This window comes from Parasphingopyxis lamellibrachiae, from assembly GCF_003385775.1.
Taxonomy (GTDB): Bacteria; Pseudomonadota; Alphaproteobacteria; order Sphingomonadales; family Sphingomonadaceae; genus Parasphingopyxis; species Parasphingopyxis lamellibrachiae.
Window position 1 is genome coordinate 1,743,671 of the sequence record NZ_QRDP01000004.1, and the last position, 15,609, is coordinate 1,759,279.

General features: G+C 56.8%; 16 protein-coding genes and 1 tRNA gene. 10 read left to right on the forward strand and 7 right to left on the reverse strand.

The genetic code is table 11. The features are described 5' to 3' along the window. Positions 1–19 precede the first annotated feature (19 nt). Positions 20–1,036, forward strand: coding sequence for a sensor histidine kinase (locus DFR46_RS08675; RefSeq protein ID WP_147297653.1), 1,017 nt, complete (start codon positions 20–22; stop codon positions 1,034–1,036). Next, positions 1,033–1,794: a LytR/AlgR family response regulator transcription factor gene (locus DFR46_RS08680; protein ID WP_116236089.1), complete on the forward strand. Its 762-nt coding sequence runs from the start codon at positions 1,033–1,035 to the stop codon at positions 1,792–1,794. The genes DFR46_RS08675 and DFR46_RS08680 overlap by 4 nt, the downstream gene beginning before the upstream one ends. A 203-nt stretch (positions 1,795–1,997) precedes the next feature. On the opposite strand, the gene DFR46_RS08685 is transcribed toward DFR46_RS08680, so the two are convergent. After that, positions 1,998–2,474 (reverse strand): DUF3883 domain-containing protein, encoded by a 477-nt coding sequence (locus DFR46_RS08685; protein WP_245953763.1) that lies wholly within the window; start codon positions 2,472–2,474, stop codon positions 1,998–2,000. 94 nt (positions 2,475–2,568) lie between these two features. Here DFR46_RS08685 and DFR46_RS08690 point away from each other — a divergent pair, with 94 nt between their 5' ends. From DFR46_RS08690 to DFR46_RS08710, 4 genes are all read left to right on the forward strand, one after another. Further along, positions 2,569–2,772, forward strand: a complete 204-nt coding sequence (locus DFR46_RS08690) for a helix-turn-helix transcriptional regulator (RefSeq protein ID WP_342769845.1) — start codon at positions 2,569–2,571, stop codon at positions 2,770–2,772. Between the two features lie 558 nt (positions 2,773–3,330). Then, positions 3,331–3,558 (forward strand): DUF3489 domain-containing protein, encoded by a 228-nt coding sequence (locus DFR46_RS08700; RefSeq protein WP_116236093.1) that lies wholly within the window; start codon positions 3,331–3,333, stop codon positions 3,556–3,558. Beyond that, positions 3,555–3,992, forward strand: coding sequence for a DUF2924 domain-containing protein (locus tag DFR46_RS08705; RefSeq protein WP_116236094.1), 438 nt, complete (start codon positions 3,555–3,557; stop codon positions 3,990–3,992). Before DFR46_RS08700 ends, DFR46_RS08705 begins: the two co-directional genes overlap by 4 nt. Next, positions 3,982–5,634, forward strand: a complete 1,653-nt coding sequence (locus tag DFR46_RS08710) for a recombinase family protein (protein WP_116236095.1) — start codon at positions 3,982–3,984, stop codon at positions 5,632–5,634. Before DFR46_RS08705 ends, DFR46_RS08710 begins: the two co-directional genes overlap by 11 nt. A gap of 196 nt (positions 5,635–5,830) precedes the next feature. Here DFR46_RS08710 and DFR46_RS08715 read toward each other — a convergent pair whose 3' ends face one another. Both DFR46_RS08715 and DFR46_RS08720 read right to left on the reverse strand, forming a co-directional pair. Continuing rightward, complete coding sequence (locus DFR46_RS08715; RefSeq protein WP_116236096.1) at positions 5,831–6,625, reverse strand: ImmA/IrrE family metallo-endopeptidase; 795 nt, start codon at positions 6,623–6,625, stop codon at positions 5,831–5,833. Beyond that, positions 6,603–6,932, reverse strand: a complete 330-nt coding sequence (locus tag DFR46_RS08720) for a helix-turn-helix domain-containing protein (protein WP_116236097.1) — start codon at positions 6,930–6,932, stop codon at positions 6,603–6,605. The genes DFR46_RS08715 and DFR46_RS08720 overlap by 23 nt, the downstream gene beginning before the upstream one ends. 107 nt (positions 6,933–7,039) lie before the next feature. Between DFR46_RS08720 and DFR46_RS15025 the strand changes: the two genes are divergently transcribed. After that, on the forward strand, positions 7,040–7,222 hold the full coding sequence (locus tag DFR46_RS15025) for a YegP family protein (protein ID WP_116236098.1): 183 nt from the start codon (positions 7,040–7,042) through the stop codon (positions 7,220–7,222). Between the two features lie 78 nt (positions 7,223–7,300). Continuing rightward, positions 7,301–7,543: a DUF2188 domain-containing protein gene (locus tag DFR46_RS15045; protein WP_116236099.1), complete on the forward strand. Its 243-nt coding sequence runs from the start codon at positions 7,301–7,303 to the stop codon at positions 7,541–7,543. A 76-nt stretch (positions 7,544–7,619) separates the two neighbouring features. Here the strand turns inward: DFR46_RS15045 and DFR46_RS08735 are convergent, their stop codons facing one another. Together DFR46_RS08735 and DFR46_RS08740 are read right to left on the reverse strand one after the other, a co-directional pair. Then, on the reverse strand, positions 7,620–7,898 hold the full coding sequence (locus DFR46_RS08735; RefSeq protein ID WP_116236100.1) for a hypothetical protein: 279 nt from the start codon (positions 7,896–7,898) through the stop codon (positions 7,620–7,622). A gap of 353 nt (positions 7,899–8,251) precedes the next feature. Next, positions 8,252–8,327 (reverse strand) — tRNA-Thr (locus DFR46_RS08740). Positions 8,328–8,488: 161 nt separating this feature from the next. On the opposite strand from DFR46_RS08740, the gene DFR46_RS08745 reads away from it, so the two are divergent. Together DFR46_RS08745 and DFR46_RS08750 are read left to right on the forward strand one after the other, a co-directional pair. Beyond that, on the forward strand, positions 8,489–9,817 hold the full coding sequence (locus DFR46_RS08745) for a PAS domain-containing protein (protein WP_116236101.1): 1,329 nt from the start codon (positions 8,489–8,491) through the stop codon (positions 9,815–9,817). A 93-nt stretch (positions 9,818–9,910) separates the two neighbouring features. Next, positions 9,911–14,578: an NAD-glutamate dehydrogenase gene (locus tag DFR46_RS08750; RefSeq protein ID WP_116236102.1), complete on the forward strand. Its 4,668-nt coding sequence runs from the start codon at positions 9,911–9,913 to the stop codon at positions 14,576–14,578. Between the two features lie 4 nt (positions 14,579–14,582). Here DFR46_RS08750 and DFR46_RS08755 read toward each other — a convergent pair whose 3' ends face one another. Continuing rightward, positions 14,583–14,849 (reverse strand): ribbon-helix-helix domain-containing protein, encoded by a 267-nt coding sequence (locus DFR46_RS08755; RefSeq protein WP_425453157.1) that lies wholly within the window; start codon positions 14,847–14,849, stop codon positions 14,583–14,585. Between the two features lie 5 nt (positions 14,850–14,854). Beyond that, entirely contained in the window at positions 14,855–15,577 is a 723-nt protein-coding gene (gene phbB / locus DFR46_RS08760) for an acetoacetyl-CoA reductase (RefSeq protein ID WP_116236104.1), read from the reverse strand. Between the last annotated feature and the right edge of the window lie 32 nt (positions 15,578–15,609).

A 15,609-nucleotide genomic window follows, 5' to 3' on the forward strand; every position in this document is an offset into this window, starting at 1 on the left:
TGGTTGGGAGGCCCGAGCAGTGAAATCGGTGATGGCGCGATTTAGGCTAACAAAAGCGGATTGGATAACCGCCGGCCTGATCGCGCTGTTCCTCCCGACATATTACAAGCTGAAATACATAATCGAAGGCGAAATCACATGGCGTGATTTTCTGTCTCCCGATTTATGGGTCGAGTATCTGTTTTCGTCTCTGCTCGCCCTTGGCCTGATCTTGATGAATAGCCTGCTGAATACATTGGGCCGCGGTCGATATGTCAGCATCGGGTTTGCGAGCGCCATCGCCGCTGCGACATTCACCTGGTTCTACTATACCATCGTGTTTCCGTTTGGCGCCCAAGGCAATTTCCTGTTTGATGTGGCTGTCTTGGCCCTTTTGACACCGCTTCTGATTGCCGGCGTCAGGGATCGCCTTATCCTGACCGAGAAAGTGGATATTGAGAAGCTGCGTGCAAGTGAAGCAGAGAAGGCAGCCCTTGAGGCCCGATACGAAACGCTCAAATCGCGGCTCAGCCCTCACTTCCTGTTCAACGGCCTCAACACTTTAACTGATATCGTCGAAGATGAGCCCTCGCTAGCAATCCAGTTCATAGACAATCTGGCGGCAGTGTATCGGTATCTGATCGAACGGCAGGACGCCGAACGCGCTCCGCTTAGAGATGAGCTTGCCGCAGTTAGTTCCTTGCTGTTCATCCTTCAAACGCGCCATCCAGACGCGTTTAATGTCGCCTTGCCAACTTCCGCCGAAATAGAAGATCTGGAAATCGTTCCGCTGACTCTACAAATGCTTCTGGAAAATGCGCTTAAGCACAACATCTATTCAAAAGACGCTCCTCTCAACATCACAGTTACGATAGAGGGAGATGAACTCCTGGTCGAAAATTCAAGCAACCCAAATCGCAATGCTGTTTCCTTCAAAACCGGCTTGACGACGCTCAAACAACGGATCGCACTTGTAACCGATCGCCCTTTTTCATTTGGCGAACGCCCGGGCATTTTTTGGGCGAGGGCTCCGATCTTAGAAGCCGAAGCGCGATGAAAGCCATTATTGTCGAGGACGAAATGCGCGCGGCGCGGCGTTTGTCCCGCATGATAAAAGCGGCTCGACCGGACATATCGATTTGCGGGCAGCTTGCGAGCATAGCATCAGCGCGCCTTTGGTTTTCGACCAATCCCCCTCCAGATCTCGTTTTTCTCGATATCCAGTTGGAAGATGGCGATGCTTTTGAGTTGTTGGAAGCGGTCGAAGTGGCCGCGCCGGTCATATTCTGCACGGCCTATGTGGAACACGCTCTGCGGGCGTTCAAAGTGAACAGTATCGATTATCTTCTGAAACCGGTCACTCAACCGGCTTTGGAGCATGCGCTCGCCAAATATGACAAATTGGTCGGCCTGACAGTAAATCCGGAGACTTGGCGCAACCTCCATGTAAACGACACACAGTACCGACAACGCTTTCTCGCGGAGCGCCACCGTGCGTTGGATGTTGTCCCTGTTTCGTCGGTGGTAGCCTTGAAAAGCTGGATGAAAGTGACCCAACTTATCACGACATCGGGTGAGGAACTCATTTGTGAGGAATCTTTGGCCGCTGTTCTTGATACGCTTGATCCCTCTGAATTCATCCAGATCAGCCGCCAAACAGCAGTGCGCGTTGGTGCAGTACGGTCGTATCACAAAACCGCTCGAATCTGTGCTCTGAACACGGAAATGGGGAAACTGGAATTTTCGATATCCCGTGCTCGTCAGAAATCATTTGCGGATGCGCTCGAGAGGATTCAATTCCGCAAAGGGATCTAGAATCGAGGGTTAGGACGGCATGATCGCGGGATGGCGCAATCAAGCATTGTCCGCGACAAACTGAACCATCACCCCCATTCAGATATCACTCTACGTCTGCAATGGGTTGAAAGCGGACAGTTGGCTGTTAGTGCAATTGCACGCAAACGTTCTAGTAGGCGCCGGGCTAGATGTGATGAAGAGTTTGTTTTCTAGATCCGCCGTTAAAAGCGGATATGCATGGATGGGTAGATCGCTTTGGCCCGGCCGAACACCTCATTGATGCTCATCTCTTGCCATCGCCCACTGACGATATTGACGAACACAAATTTGAACTGATCGCCGAGTTTTTGCGCAACGAGCAATTCTGCGTTCGTCAGATCGAAGAAATAGCCCTTTAGGTCATCTCCGATCCGCTCCTGGTTCGTCGATTTGACCTCGATCACTTGTATGGCACCGATGTTGGCCGCGATCGCTTCCGGATCGCTCAGATCGATATCGGCATCAAGTTTCACTAGGTCGAAGGCCGCGCCATAGAGGACCTTGCGATGCATGGCGAAGCCCACAAGCATCGCATCGCGTTCCTGCCTTGTTGGTTCGACATAGGAAGGATCAGAAGCAGCAAGAAGTTTGGCCGCACGCCTTGCCGTACTTTGCCCGGTTACGGTGCGCGCCTTGCTGCTAGCTTTGCTCTCAGCCACTGCGACTTCCGCTAAATCGTCCATTTACTGCATAATACATACTATAGTTGATAAACACTGTGCTGGCAGATCGCCAATAGTTTCTCGCATGGATATGCGGAAACTCGTTGGCGACAATTGTGCCAGAATCCGTAAGGAGCGCGGACTCACTCAAGAGGAACTTGCCGAGCAATCCGGGCTCTCGCAGCAATATATCAGCGGGCTGGAACGCGGGCGGCGCAATCCCACTATTCTGACCGTCTACGAATTATCTGTGGCGCTGTCCGTCAGTCACATTGACCTCCTTAGCCCGCGTTAGACCGGAACCCGGCACAGTAAGCGTTCGACTTCACCGGCAACTCACCAAAAATCGAAGTCTTGCTTGCGCAAACTATGAATGATGCTCTGAAGGGACTGGACTTTGGGAAGCTTCCCCGCATGTGTGTCTGCATGGCTGAACCTGACCACAGCGAATGTACAAATTTAATCTCAAGGTTATTCACGCTGATCACTATGAAGTGCGAGGATGGCGCCACACTAGCTGTCGAGGGACAAGGTAAGTCGAGGTCAACATCTGACCTGAGGTTGTTGGCCGAGCAGCTTGCATCGGCTGGCGAAGAAATATCCACTATCGCGGATGCAATTGTTGCCCTGTGCGTCAAATCCAATCCGGATTCTCGTTAGGTGAAACCGACGACGTGAGCCCTATCCATATCTCAGAAACAATCGTTCTGCGGACTGGACTGTCGTAGCAAAGCAAGCATTGGTACGTCCGTGCAGTGCGGTGTTTGGAGGCCGCGAGCCCCGTCAGCTCGATTGCCGGGGCCTTGGGCAGTGGGAGCAGCATGATGCTGCCCCATAACCCAAGGAACCCTTGATGACCGACAAAGCAAAAGAACCAACCAAGTCCAACAAACTGATCCTGATTGGGCTGTTGAAACGCAAGAGCGGCGCAACACTCGATGACATCATCAAAGCGACAGGCTGGCAGCGGCATTCGAGCCGCGCGGCATTGTCCGGCTTGCGCAAGGCCGGCTTCACCATTGACAGCGAGGCAGCCGATAAGGGTCGTCGTTACAACATCACGGCGGAACCCGCCCAATGAACGCGGCCGTCGATAAACAACTCGCCGCGCTCTCCATCATGCGCAAGGCTGAACTCCAGATCGAATGGCAACGCCATTACAAATCCGACCCACCTGACATTGCTCCCGGACTTCTCCGGTTCGGTATCGCGTACCGCATTCAGGAAAAGATGTTTGGCGGCCTGTCGCGATCATTGCAGGCGAAGCTGCGCCGCATCGCCAAGGGAGAGCCTGTGGGAACCAAACCGATCGGCAAACTTAAGCCGGGCACACGGCTTGTTCGTCGCTGGAATGATCAGACCATCGTCGTGCTCGTAACCGATGGCGGGTTCATGTTCGACGATCAGGAATATGGATCGCTGAGTGAAATCGCCCGCCAGGTAACAGGTGCGCATTGGTCGGGACCACGCTTCTTCGGACTGACCAAGGCCAAGGCATCTTCCGATGCTGCATGACGACCATCGCAAGCGTAAACTCCGCTGCGTAATCTACACACGCAAATCGACCGAAGAAGGGTTGGAGCAAGAGTTCAACTCGCTTGATGCGCAGCGCGAGGCGTGCCGCGCCTATGTGATGAGCCAGCAGCACGAAGGCTGGACGCTCGACGACACACTTTATGATGACGGAGGATATTCTGGCGGATCATTGGACCGCCCTGCCCTCCGCCAGATTCTCTCGCTGGTCAAAGCGAAGAAGATTGATGTCATCGTCGTCTACAAAGTTGACCGGCTCACCCGGAGCCTCGCCGATTTCGCCAAGATCGTCGAGATCATGGACGATGCAGGCGCTTCCTTTGTCAGTGTCACCCAGGCGTTCAATACAACGACGAGCATGGGACGGCTGACACTTAATGTTCTCCTGTCCTTCGCGCAGTTCGAGCGTGAGGTCACCGGCGAACGCATACGCGACAAGATCGCCGCATCGAAGAAGAAGGGTATGTGGATGGGCGGGCCGGTGCCGCTCGGCTATCGGGTTCAAGATCGCAAACTGCTGATCGACGAAGCTGAAGCCGAGCAGGTCCGAACATTGTTTCGCGAGTATCTGCGATTGGGATCAATGCGGGCGCTGGGGGAGCGTCTCGAGGAGCTTGGGATTCGTACACGGGTGCGTGTCTACAAGTCCGGCAGGACAGTAGGGGGTTGCACCTTTGCGCCTGGCAGCCTGCAGCAAATGCTGCGCAACAAAGTCTATCGCGGCATGATGGTACACAAGGGCAAGGCATGGCCGGGAGAGCATGAGGCAATCATCGATCTCGAACTGTGGGACGCCGTTCAGGCTCTTGTCGATAAAAATCTATCGGACAAGAACAATGGCGTCCGGGCGGCATCGCCGTCACTTTTATCCGGAATTGTTTTTGATGAACACGGCCGTCGATTGACACCCAGCCATGCGACGCGTGGTCCGCGACGCTATCGTTACTATGTGACGCCGACCGATCTACCTATCGATACAGAAACGCCCAATGTCAGAGTGCCCGCGCATGATCTGGAGGAGGCGGTCATCAACCGGCTTTGCGATTTGCTGCGCAGCAAATCCGAACTGGCAGCTTATTATCCAATCGAGCAGATTGAACTTATTGCTTCAAAGGCAAGTTCGGTCGCCCAGGCGTTGGGGGAGGGATCACCATCGGATAGGCGAAAGACCCTGCAAGATGTGATCGCACGCATCATCGTAGACCAAGCGCAGATCAGCATTCAGCTGACCAGCGACAGCGAAATCGGACTGCTTGAGCGCGAAGCGATCTTCTCGATACCAGCGGTCAAAATCAAAGTCGGTCAGGAAACGAAGCTCGTTGTCGGACCTGATGCGGGAACGACAGCTCCAAATGAGAGGTTGGTGAGATTGATTGCCGAGGGCTTTATTGTGCGGGAAAAATTGATCGCCGGCGAGGCGTTGGACGATATTGCATCGTCACGTGGCAGCACGAAGCAATGGACGGGGCGGCTGGCACGGCTTGGGTGGTTGGCCCCCGAGATTGTGGAAGCAGTAGTCTCTGGAACCCAACCCGAAACGTTGACGCGGCGGGATCTTAGTCAATCTGCCAAGTTACCAATCGCTTGGACGGAGCAAATTTATAACTTGGGAGCGCGCGCTTAAAGGCCCGCTTCGCGCCCAAGAGGGGGCATAGCTGGTCGAGATCATTAGTTCCGCTAACGGACGTTGATGACCGCTACAGCCGAAGCCCTTTATGGTTGCCATCGGTGCCACACTACGGGTCGATAATCTACCGCAACTGCGAATGCGCGTTGTTACTCAAGCTGATAAAGTCGGGCGGCTTGGCAATGCGAAACAGTCACTCTTCAAATTCAATACACGTATACTGATACCCTCTTCCGGTTTGATCAAAATACTGACTTTCTGCGCTTCGGCGATATTCATTCCAAGCATGACCTGAATCAACATCGTCGGAATGACGACTGCTACTGGCGGACAGTTTCCCCGCCTCGCTATCACTGGGCAGTTCGTCACCTGAGCAGAAGGCTTTCATGTATGGAGCGGATGGACTCTTCTTTGCCCACAAGATCATTCCGTCGCGTGAAACAACGAATGCAATAGGCTTGCTGGCTATGTCGGCAAAGCGCAATCCACTGGCTTGTAGAGAGCATTCAAATCGATTGCCCAACTTCCGGAGTGTGTCCACAGTCCAGCTAGATCGGTCAAATTCATCACGCACAACATTGGCTGGCATGAGCAGCCATGAAGCGAAGGTGTTTGCCTCCGCCTCGAGCTCTTGTTGAAAGTCATTGAGCGTATCGGGGCTGTCCTCGAACCGATTCTGCTGTTCGCGGTGGCACATAAAATGCCCTAGCTCGTGAGCATGAGTGAAACGCAATCGCCTCTGGTTTGTTATGTTCTCATTGATCAGGATATTCCAACGATCCGTTTTCGCGACACGAAGCAAACATCCTTCGAAGGAATCGAACGAGCCTCTTTTCGTTTCTAAACAAGCATTGTAGCCACTCGATTGAATTGCTCCTTCAATGAGGAGGTCAATATCTAGCGGGTATGTGTTTGGGCCATAATCTTGCCAGAATCTTGTCAGCCTATTGGCATGTTTTATCGGCCTATTCTGGCTCTTTTTCCTCAAGTCCTGAAATCATCCTCTCGATAGTTCTCTTATCGCTATCAGATAGCTTCTTGAACTTACGAAAGAAAGAGTCCTCCATTTGATTTTCTGACGGCTCTATTTGTCCGTCATCAATAAAAAACTCGGGGCTCTGACTAAAGTAACCGGCGAGCTTTAAGAGCATTTCAGCAGATGGCTTGGCATTTGGCTTGTTTTCAAGTTGCCACATATAGGCCTTTGAGCTGCCAACTGCCGCAGCCAAAACTTCAAGCGTCACCCCCTTGCCTGTACGCATCTGCCGCAGCTTATCCCCAAACTTTTCCGACATTTTTCACCTCTTACACGTTTTGCGCTTGACGCGCGTATAGTCCTCACTATACCTGCGTCAAGTATAGCAATCGCTATACTGCAGTGAACTGATATAAGGAAAACCACATGTCTGAATCGTGTACAGCCTCAAATGGCGACAAATGGGAAATCTATAATTCGGGCGGCTGGCGCTGGCGCCGTACTGCTCGAAACGGCAATATTGTAGGGGCTTCGACAGAGGCTTACGTCAACAAGTCAGATTGCATTGCGAACGCAAAACGCAATGGCATGACATGCACGCCGTCATAATCCCCACAAAACTTGATTGGGGCAGCTTTGTTTGAGGCTGTCCCAATCATTCTTGCAACAATCGAATGAGCTAACACCATGTCAAATTATTCAATTTCTAAGGATGGCGATGAATGGGCCATTCAAAAGCACGGGGCTGGCAAGCGCAGCGGGTATGCTCCTACGAAAGAAGAAGCGCGGCAGAGGGCGGCAGAGTTTGCCACCAACAGCGGTGGCGGAGAAGTACGCGAGCACGCATCAAGAGATGGGTCGGTCCACAAAAAGGGTCAGATCATAGACAGTGACACTCATGGGAAAACGGATCCGCCTAGCAAAGGATAACCGCTTCTTTCCGCCAGCAGTCCTGCACAAACCTAAGCTGAGCGGACAGTCCGCATTCGGCCCAAAATCTGCGATTTTAAACTTGATTGTTGAGAGCTTCCGACACCCGACCCGGGTTTACATTGAATTTTTGAGCAACATCGCGTTGGTGCAGTTTCGGGTTTTTCGCAACAAAAGCCCGAATTTTCTCAGCCAGTTCGGGCGTGAGCGAAGCGCTCTTCCTTGAAGCGCGCTTGACCGGGGAATTTCTGTACGTCTCATCGGCGAGGTCATGTAGCTCTTCTATCTCGTACTCATCGGCAATTTCCCGCATCCGCGCCCGGATCTCAGGAATTGAACGCTTGTTTTGAGCCATGAAAAAATAAATCTCCTAATAATTCGGAAATCTATAGAATAAATGACAAGAAAAATGAAGGTTCCACTGAATTTAGTCTACGTTTGATTGCCTGTTCTGCATGGATTTTGTCGACTCTGTTCGCCTGCCTAATTGAAGCTGGACAGTCTGCAATAGGCCCATCAGCGGACATTCCAGTTTGAATACAAAACATAGCCGCTCAGAGACTTGGGGCTATTTGTGCGAGGTCCAATGACCCCAAAAGCGTCTCTCGTACCGCTTCCAAGAAGCCAAGGGCCGCAAGCCTCGGGAAACAGGCAGGTTTTCCGGCCCTATTATTGAGTTAGTTTATTGATATCAAAGAAGAAAAATCGTGGTGCCGCTTAGGTGACTCGAACACCTGACCCCCGCATTACGAATGCGATGCTCTACCAGCTGAGCTAAAGCGGCACGCTCCCTCTATGGGCCGTGGCCCTTACCAAGCACCGAACGGCGAAACAAGCGGGTTATTTGTTCGCGAAACGCCGCTCCGGCACATGCGAATTTACCATTCGTAAACCATCCCGGTCCATAAGGGCCTTGTAAACCATCTCCGCGAGGGCAAAACAGCTATGGATAATCCCCAGCCATTCGAAGCCGATGAGAGCGGCATCGCGGATGCAGAAGGTGATGCGGCGATCGAACCGCCGCCGCAGATCGGCACGGATGAGCGGCGGATGCATGTTCGCGCCTATAATCACTGGGCGTCCCTGCTGCACAGCCGCGCCTATCCCTCGATCGAGGATCTGGACCCGGCAACCATTGGCGATTTCGGGCCCCATAGCGTTTTACTCGATTTCACGGCCGGGCTGAACAATCCGTCCATCGCCTGGCTTGGCGGCGCATTGCGCACCGAATGCGACATCGATGACACTATCGAAGACATTGCAGATGTACCGCCGCGGTCTCTGCTCTCCCGCCTGACGGACCATTATATGCAGATCATCGCCAACCAGGCGCCGGTCGGCTTTGAAGCTGAGTTCGAAAATCATCGCGATGTGAACATGCTGTATCGCGGCATCCTGATGCCCTTCTCGTCCGACGACGATACAATCGATTTCATATATGGCGTGATCAACTGGAAAGAGGTTGCGGCCGCCGAGGTTCACGCGGATCTCCAGCAGGGGGTCGATCAGGCCCTTGCCGCCCGGCTGGCGCCGGTCGAGGAAGCTGCGCCGCTATGGGCCGACGGCCCGAACAGGAGCTTTGAATCCTCCGATCCTGCAGCACCGGCCTTTTCTTCCGAGGATGACACGCCCAGCCATGGCGGTGATTTTGCAGCGCTCGACGAGAGCCTTGCGGGGCCCGAGCGCTTGGTCGATTATCTGGTCGCGGCGCGGGACAGTGCCGAACAGGCAAAATCCGCCGATCAACGCAGCCGTGCCGCGCTCTACGATGCGCTGGGCCGCGCCTATGATTTTGCTCTTTGCGCAGAGGCCGAACCGGAAACCTATGCCGAAATCCTCCAGGATGCCGGCATTACCGGACAGGATCGCGCGCCGATGACGCCCATCACCAAACTTGTTTTCGGGGTCGATTACGACAAGACCCGGCTGACGGAATTCGCTGCGGCGCTCTCCCACGCCAAGCGCGAGCACATCGCCGCCGGCACCTTTGCCGACTATCTCAAATCGCACAAAGGCGGCCTCAAGGCTGTCGTTGCGGCCGAACGCGCCGCACGCCGCCCGGCATCGCGCCCAGACAAGCTTGAAGATGCCTGCGAGGCGCTGCGCCATGCTCCGGTTCTGGACTATGTTACCCTGGATCAGGACGCCGACAGCGACGAAGAATTCGCGCTGCTGATGGCCCGCCGCCTTCCCGACGGGAGGATCGCCGTGATCGGAGCGGTGCCGCACGACAAGGCGCTCACGGATCGCGCAATCCGTAAGGTCGCTGGCTGACAGCCAATCTGTTTTCCGGGACGCGGAAATCATCAAGATTCTTCTTCAAACAAGGGTTGAGTAGCCCTTGTTTGGAGAGCATAGCTGCCCGCCATGACACAGGTTCCGCAAGACTCGCCGAGCGAGCAAACCGAAGCCCATATCGCAGCTATTGCCGACGCACTTGTGCACGACGCGCTGCCCGGGGAAACCGACAATTTTAGCGAAGCCGAGGCCATGGAGGCGGCACGTTTCGTCGCCGCCACAGCGGCCGAACGACTGCCCGGCATGGCGCAGATCAAGCTGGAATCGATAACCGATGAGAAGGGCCGCCGCTTCATGCGGATGGCGATCGTCAATGACGACATGTCCTTCATCGTCGATTCGATCACCGGCGCGGTCGGCGCGCACGGCCTTACTGTGCTGCGGCTGTTGCATCCCATCATGTCGGTGCGGCGCGACGACGATCACCGGATCGTCGAATATACGTCCGACCGCGAAGACGCAAAACGGGAGTCCTTCGTCTATCTGGAAGTCGACCGGGCCGACGCCCGCACCCGGCTGGAACTCCTGTCCGACGTGCATCAGGTTATGCTCGACGTGCGTGCGGCAGTGCGCGACTGGCCGGCGCTCCAGGAAAGAATGCGCGCAGATGCGGAGGCGACAGCTGATCCGGAAGGCCGCGCGTTGCTCACCTGGTTTGCGGACCATCATTTTACGCAAGTCGGCCATTATATCGAAAACCGGCTCGGCGAGCGCGAGGCGGGCCTCGGCATTTTTCGTGCGCTTGGCCCCTCCTGCTGGAATATCCGGACACGCGATGCCGCGTTCAGTTATTTCGAAAATGGCGGAACGGCGCCCCTGCTGTCCAAAGCTGACCGGCTCGCCACGGTTCATCGCCGCGTGCCGCTCGATCTCGCAATCACGCCAATATACGAAGACGGCGAATTGACGAGCCTGTCGATCCATGCCGGACTGTGGACCAGTGTAGCCCTCCATGCCCCCGCCAACGAAGTCCCGGTTCTGCGACAGCGCCTGGAAGCGCTGGAAAAAGATCTTGGCTTCAACCGGGAAAGCCATGCCGGCAAGGCGCTCGAACATGCGCTGTCACGCCTGCCGCACGATCTCCTGATCTCCTTCGACGCGGAGGCAATGAAGCAGGCCGCGTTGACGGCCATGTCGCTCGCCGACCGCCCGCGGCCCAAGCTGCTTCTTATCCAGGGGCCTATGCGACGCCATCTGTTCGCCTTTGTCTGGCTGCCGCGCGACGAACTTTCGACTGACCGGCGCACGACGATCGGCAGCCGCCTTGAAGAAGCGACGGGATCCATGATTTCGAGCTGGGCGATCGAACTGGGAGACGGCGATCTCGCCTTTATCCGCTATACGCTGGATATCGGCGAAAACCCTCTGGAACCGGACGCCGAAGCGCTGGATACCGAGATCGAGCAGATGGTCCGCGGCTGGTCCCCCGCCGTCGAGGCCGAACTGGGCGAACGCCTGCCTTCCGCTCGCGCGGCCCGGCTGACGCTTGTCTATGCCAACGCATTTCCGAACGGATATCGCGGCGAATATGGCCCTCAGGAAGCAGCCCGGGATATATTGCGACTGCGCGGCCTGAGCGAATATCAGCGCGGCGTGCGCCTCTATCGGCTCAAAGGCGATGGCGGCACGCAATTGCGACTGAAACTCTATCGGCTTGGCGCCTCTATCCCCCTGTCCGACACGGTGCCGGTGCTCGAGAATTTCGGCTTTCGCGTGCTTGAGGAAATTCCGACGCCGCTGAATGGCGGCCGGCTCGGCTATATTCACGATTTTCTGCTCGAGGTCGACGGCGTCTCCGACCTTGATACCTTGATCGAGCGAGCGGGTATCAAGGAGGGCGCGCTTTCAGCGGTGCTGGAAGGACGCGCCGAGAATGACGAGTTCAACCAGCTGGTCATATCGGTCGGCCTGAACCCGCGCGATGTTACGCTGCTGCGCGCCTGGTTCCGCTATCTGCGCCAGACGGGGCTGAGCTATGGTCTGGCGACGGTCGTCGAAACCTTGCGCGACGAACCCGACATCACCCGCGCCATCATCGAGCTGTTCGATACGCTGCACAATCCCGATTTCGAAGGAGACCGGGAGGCGAAGCTGCGGGCAATCAACCATGAAATCGACACAGCGCTCACCAGGGTGGCGGCGATCGACGACGATGCGATCCTGCGCGCCATCCGCTCGGTCGTCACCGCATGTCTGCGTACCAACGCATTCGCCTCCGCAGCCAGTGAAGCCCTGGCGTTCAAACTCGACAGCTCGGGCATTCCGGGTTTGCCGGCGCCCGTGCCGTGGCGCGAAATCTGGGTCTACAGCCCACGTGTTGAAGGCATTCACCTGCGCGGCGGACCCATCGCACGCGGCGGCCTGCGATGGTCGGACCGGCGGGACGATTTCCGGACCGAAATCCTCGGCCTGATGAAGGCGCAGCTCGTGAAAAACGCGGTGATCGTACCGACCGGCGCCAAGGGCGGCTTCTACCCCAAAGCCCTGCCCAATCCGGCGGAAGACAGGGATGCGTGGATTGCCGAGGGCACCGAAAGCTACCGCATCTTCATCCGCACCTTGCTGTCGGTGACCGACAATCTCGTCGAGAATGAAGTCGTCCATCCGGATCGCGTCGTGATCCGGGACGATGACGATCCCTATTTCGTCGTCGCCGCGGACAAGGGCACGGCAAGCTTCTCCGATGTCGCCAACGGCATCGCGATGGAACGCAAATTCTGGCTCGGCGACGCTTTTGCGAGCGGCGGTGGCCATGGCTATGACCACAAGGCGATGGGCATCACCGCCAAGGGCGCCTGGATTTCCGTGCAGCGGCATTTCCTCGAAATGGGCATCGATGTGCAGACCGATCCGATACGCGTCGGCGGTTGCGGCGATATGTCCGGCGATGTGTTCGGCAACGGCATGCTGCTCTCGAAAGCGATCAAACTTGTTGCTGCGTTCGATCATCGCCACATCTTCCTCGATCCGGATCCCGATCCGGCGACCAGCTGGACCGAACGTGCGCGGGTTTTCGAATTGGCGCGTTCGAGCTGGGAAGAGTATGACGGGAAACTCATTTCCAAGGGCGGGGGCGTGTTCCCGCGCTCCATGAAGGAAATCCCGCTCTCTCCCGAAGTGCAGGAAATGCTCGGCGTCACCGAAGAGACGATGCGCCCCTCGCAGCTGATCTCCGCGATCCTCAAGGCCGAGATCGACCTGATCTGGTTCGGCGGTATCGGCACCTATATCAAGGCATCGAGCGAAGCGCATATCGAGGTCGGCGATCCGGCCAATGACAAGGTGCGTGTGAACGGCCGCGACGTGCGCGCCAAGGCAATCGGCGAAGGCGCCAATCTGGGCCTCACCCAGGCCGGGCGTATCGAATATGCCGTGCATGGCGGGCGCATCAATACGGACTTTATCGACAACAGCGCGGGCGTCGATTGTTCGGATAACGAGGTCAATATCAAGATCCCGCTCAACCGGGAGATGCTCGAAGGCCGGCTCGAGTTCGAGGCGCGCAACACGCTTCTCGAATCGATGACGGATGAGGTCGGGTTTCTCGTGCTCGAGGATAACCGCCTGCAAACGCTGGCCTTGTCCCTTGCCGAGCATAACAGCGTAGCCGATCTGCCCAGCCATGTGCGGGTGATCGAGACCCTGGAAGCGAGCGAGCGGATAGACCGGCTGGTGGAAGGCTTGGGCGCGAACGATGAATTGCTCCGCCGGCAGAATGACAATCGCGGGCTCACCCGGCCGGAGCTTTCGGTGCTGCTGGCGCACAGCAAGCTGACGCTGCAGGACGCCGTCGAGGCCACGGCGCTTCCCGACGATCCGATGCTCGAGCCCTTGCTGCGCAACGCATTTCCGAAAGCCATGCAGGAGGGTTTCCCCGAAGCGATCGCCAACCATCGGCTGCGGCGCGAGATCATCTCGACGAAGATCGCCAACCGCGTCGTCAACCGCATCGGTTTCGTCATGCCGTTCGAACTCAGCGAAGAAGAGGGCGTGGGCCTCGCCCATATCGCGCTCGCCTATTTCACGGCCGACCGATTGTTCGGCCTTGAATCGCTCTGGCAGGATATCGAGCAGGCCGACATCAGCGAAGCTGAGCGGCTGCGCCTGTTCAATCTGGCCCGCACAAATCTGCGGATGCCGATGGCGGACCTTATCCGCGTCAGCGACGAAACGACGAACCCGAGCGCATTGGCGGATCGGCTCGGGCCGGGCGTCGAGCGGCTCAGCATTGCGCTGGACGAACTTCTCAAGGATGAATCCCGGTCATTTTCGGAAGCCATGCATCAGCAGGTTGCCGATATCGATGTCAGCCGGGAGCTGATCGACCGGATCGTGCGCATCGTCGAACTGAAAGGTCTTGTCACGACGTCGGATCTGGCCGCACGGCTGGGGGTCGCAGAAATCGATGTCGCCCTGGCTTATACCCGGCTTGGCGAAGCGCTGGGCCTAGACTGGGCCAACGCCACGGCGCTGCGCTTTGGTTCAAGCGATCCCTGGGAACGGCTGCTTGCTGCCAATCTCAGCCGCGATTTCGAGCAATTGCGCCTCGACTTCCTGGCCCGTGGCAATTCCGGCGATCCCATGGGGGATGTGACAAACTGGCTCGCTCTTCATAGTCCGCGGGTCAAGCAGTTCGCGGATCTGATCGACCGGGCGAAACTGACCCCGGTCCCCAGCGCGGCAATGCTCGCGCAGATCGGTGCGCAGGCCCGGATATTACTCGACCGGGAAGTCTAAGACCTCAGGCCGGATCCTGCCCATCGTGCTGGCGCGCATTTGCGTAGAGCCAGCTTCTCAGCGCGCTCGCCAGATTGGGCGGGTCCGCGCTTTCCAACCGCGCGGCATCGATCCGCGCGACAAGGGCGTTCAACGGCAGGGCCGCCTGCTCGGCAGCCCGTTCAAGCGCGTCCCAGAACAGCGGTTCGAGGGTGATCGAGGTCTGGTGCCCCGCAATGGTGACGCTGCGCTTGACCGGCGGCCGATAGAGATTGCCGTCACCGCCCATCATCGGCATCAATACATATGCTGGCCGCCATTGATCGACATGGTCGATCCTGTGACAAAACCCGCATCGTCCGAACAGAGAAAGGCCACGCCGCGCGCGATTTCCTCGGCCCGGCCCAGACGGCCCACGGGAATTTTCGCGACAATCTTCTCCAGAACCGGCTCGGGAACGGCGGCCACCATATCGGTATCGATATAACCGGGAGCCAGCGCGTTGACGGTAACGCCCGCCTTGGCGCCTTCCTGGGCCAGAGCCTTTGTAAAACCGTGAATTCCTGATTTAGCGGCGGCATAGTTCACCTGGCCATATTGGCCGCCCTGGCCGTTGATCGATCCGATATTAACGATCCGGCCCCAGCCGCGTTCGCGCATGCCGGGAAAACAGGCTTTGGCCATGTTGAAGCAGCCGCCCAGATTGACGCGCATGACCTCATGCCAGTCATCATAGCTCATCCGGGCAAGCGTGCCGTCTCGCGTGATGCCGGCATTGTTGACGACAATGTCGACCGGACCGACTTCCTCGGCAACTTGCGCGCACCCGGCCTGACAGGCATCGAAATCGCCAACATCCCATTTGCGGGCCTCGATACCGGTACGGTCCGTAAAGGCGCGCGCCTTCTCGTCATTGCCGCCATAATTGGCGACGACGGTCATACCCTGTTCTTTCAGGGCAACGCTGATCGCCTCTCCGATGCCGCGCGTTCCGCCGGTTACAATCGCTATTCTCGTCATTTCCAGGTCCCCTCACCGTCGCTCGTCTCCAT

Excerpts from the sequence above, each read along its gene's own strand:
- DFR46_RS08745 (WP_116236101.1), top strand. The coding sequence starts at position 8,489 with ATGGATAATCCCCAGCCATTCGAAGCCGATGAGAGCGGCATCGCGGAT.
- DFR46_RS08705 (WP_116236094.1), top strand. The coding sequence starts at position 3,555 with ATGAACGCGGCCGTCGATAAACAACTCGCCGCGCTCTCCATCATGCGC.
- phbB (WP_116236104.1), bottom strand. The coding sequence starts at position 15,577 with ATGACGAGAATAGCGATTGTAACCGGCGGAACGCGCGGCATCGGAGAG.
- DFR46_RS08700 (WP_116236093.1), top strand. The coding sequence starts at position 3,331 with ATGACCGACAAAGCAAAAGAACCAACCAAGTCCAACAAACTGATCCTG.
- DFR46_RS08680 (WP_116236089.1), top strand. The coding sequence starts at position 1,033 with ATGAAAGCCATTATTGTCGAGGACGAAATGCGCGCGGCGCGGCGTTTG.
- DFR46_RS08750 (WP_116236102.1), top strand. The coding sequence starts at position 9,911 with ATGACACAGGTTCCGCAAGACTCGCCGAGCGAGCAAACCGAAGCCCAT.
- DFR46_RS08690 (WP_342769845.1), top strand. The coding sequence starts at position 2,569 with ATGCGGAAACTCGTTGGCGACAATTGTGCCAGAATCCGTAAGGAGCGC.
- DFR46_RS08735 (WP_116236100.1), bottom strand. The coding sequence starts at position 7,898 with ATGGCTCAAAACAAGCGTTCAATTCCTGAGATCCGGGCGCGGATGCGG.
- DFR46_RS08755 (WP_425453157.1), bottom strand. The coding sequence starts at position 14,849 with ATGATGGGCGGTGACGGCAATCTCTATCGGCCGCCGGTCAAGCGCAGC.
- DFR46_RS15045 (WP_116236099.1), top strand. The coding sequence starts at position 7,301 with ATGTCAAATTATTCAATTTCTAAGGATGGCGATGAATGGGCCATTCAA.
- DFR46_RS08710 (WP_116236095.1), top strand. The coding sequence starts at position 3,982 with ATGCTGCATGACGACCATCGCAAGCGTAAACTCCGCTGCGTAATCTAC.
- DFR46_RS15025 (WP_116236098.1), top strand. The coding sequence starts at position 7,040 with ATGTCTGAATCGTGTACAGCCTCAAATGGCGACAAATGGGAAATCTAT.
- DFR46_RS08720 (WP_116236097.1), bottom strand. The coding sequence starts at position 6,932 with ATGTCGGAAAAGTTTGGGGATAAGCTGCGGCAGATGCGTACAGGCAAG.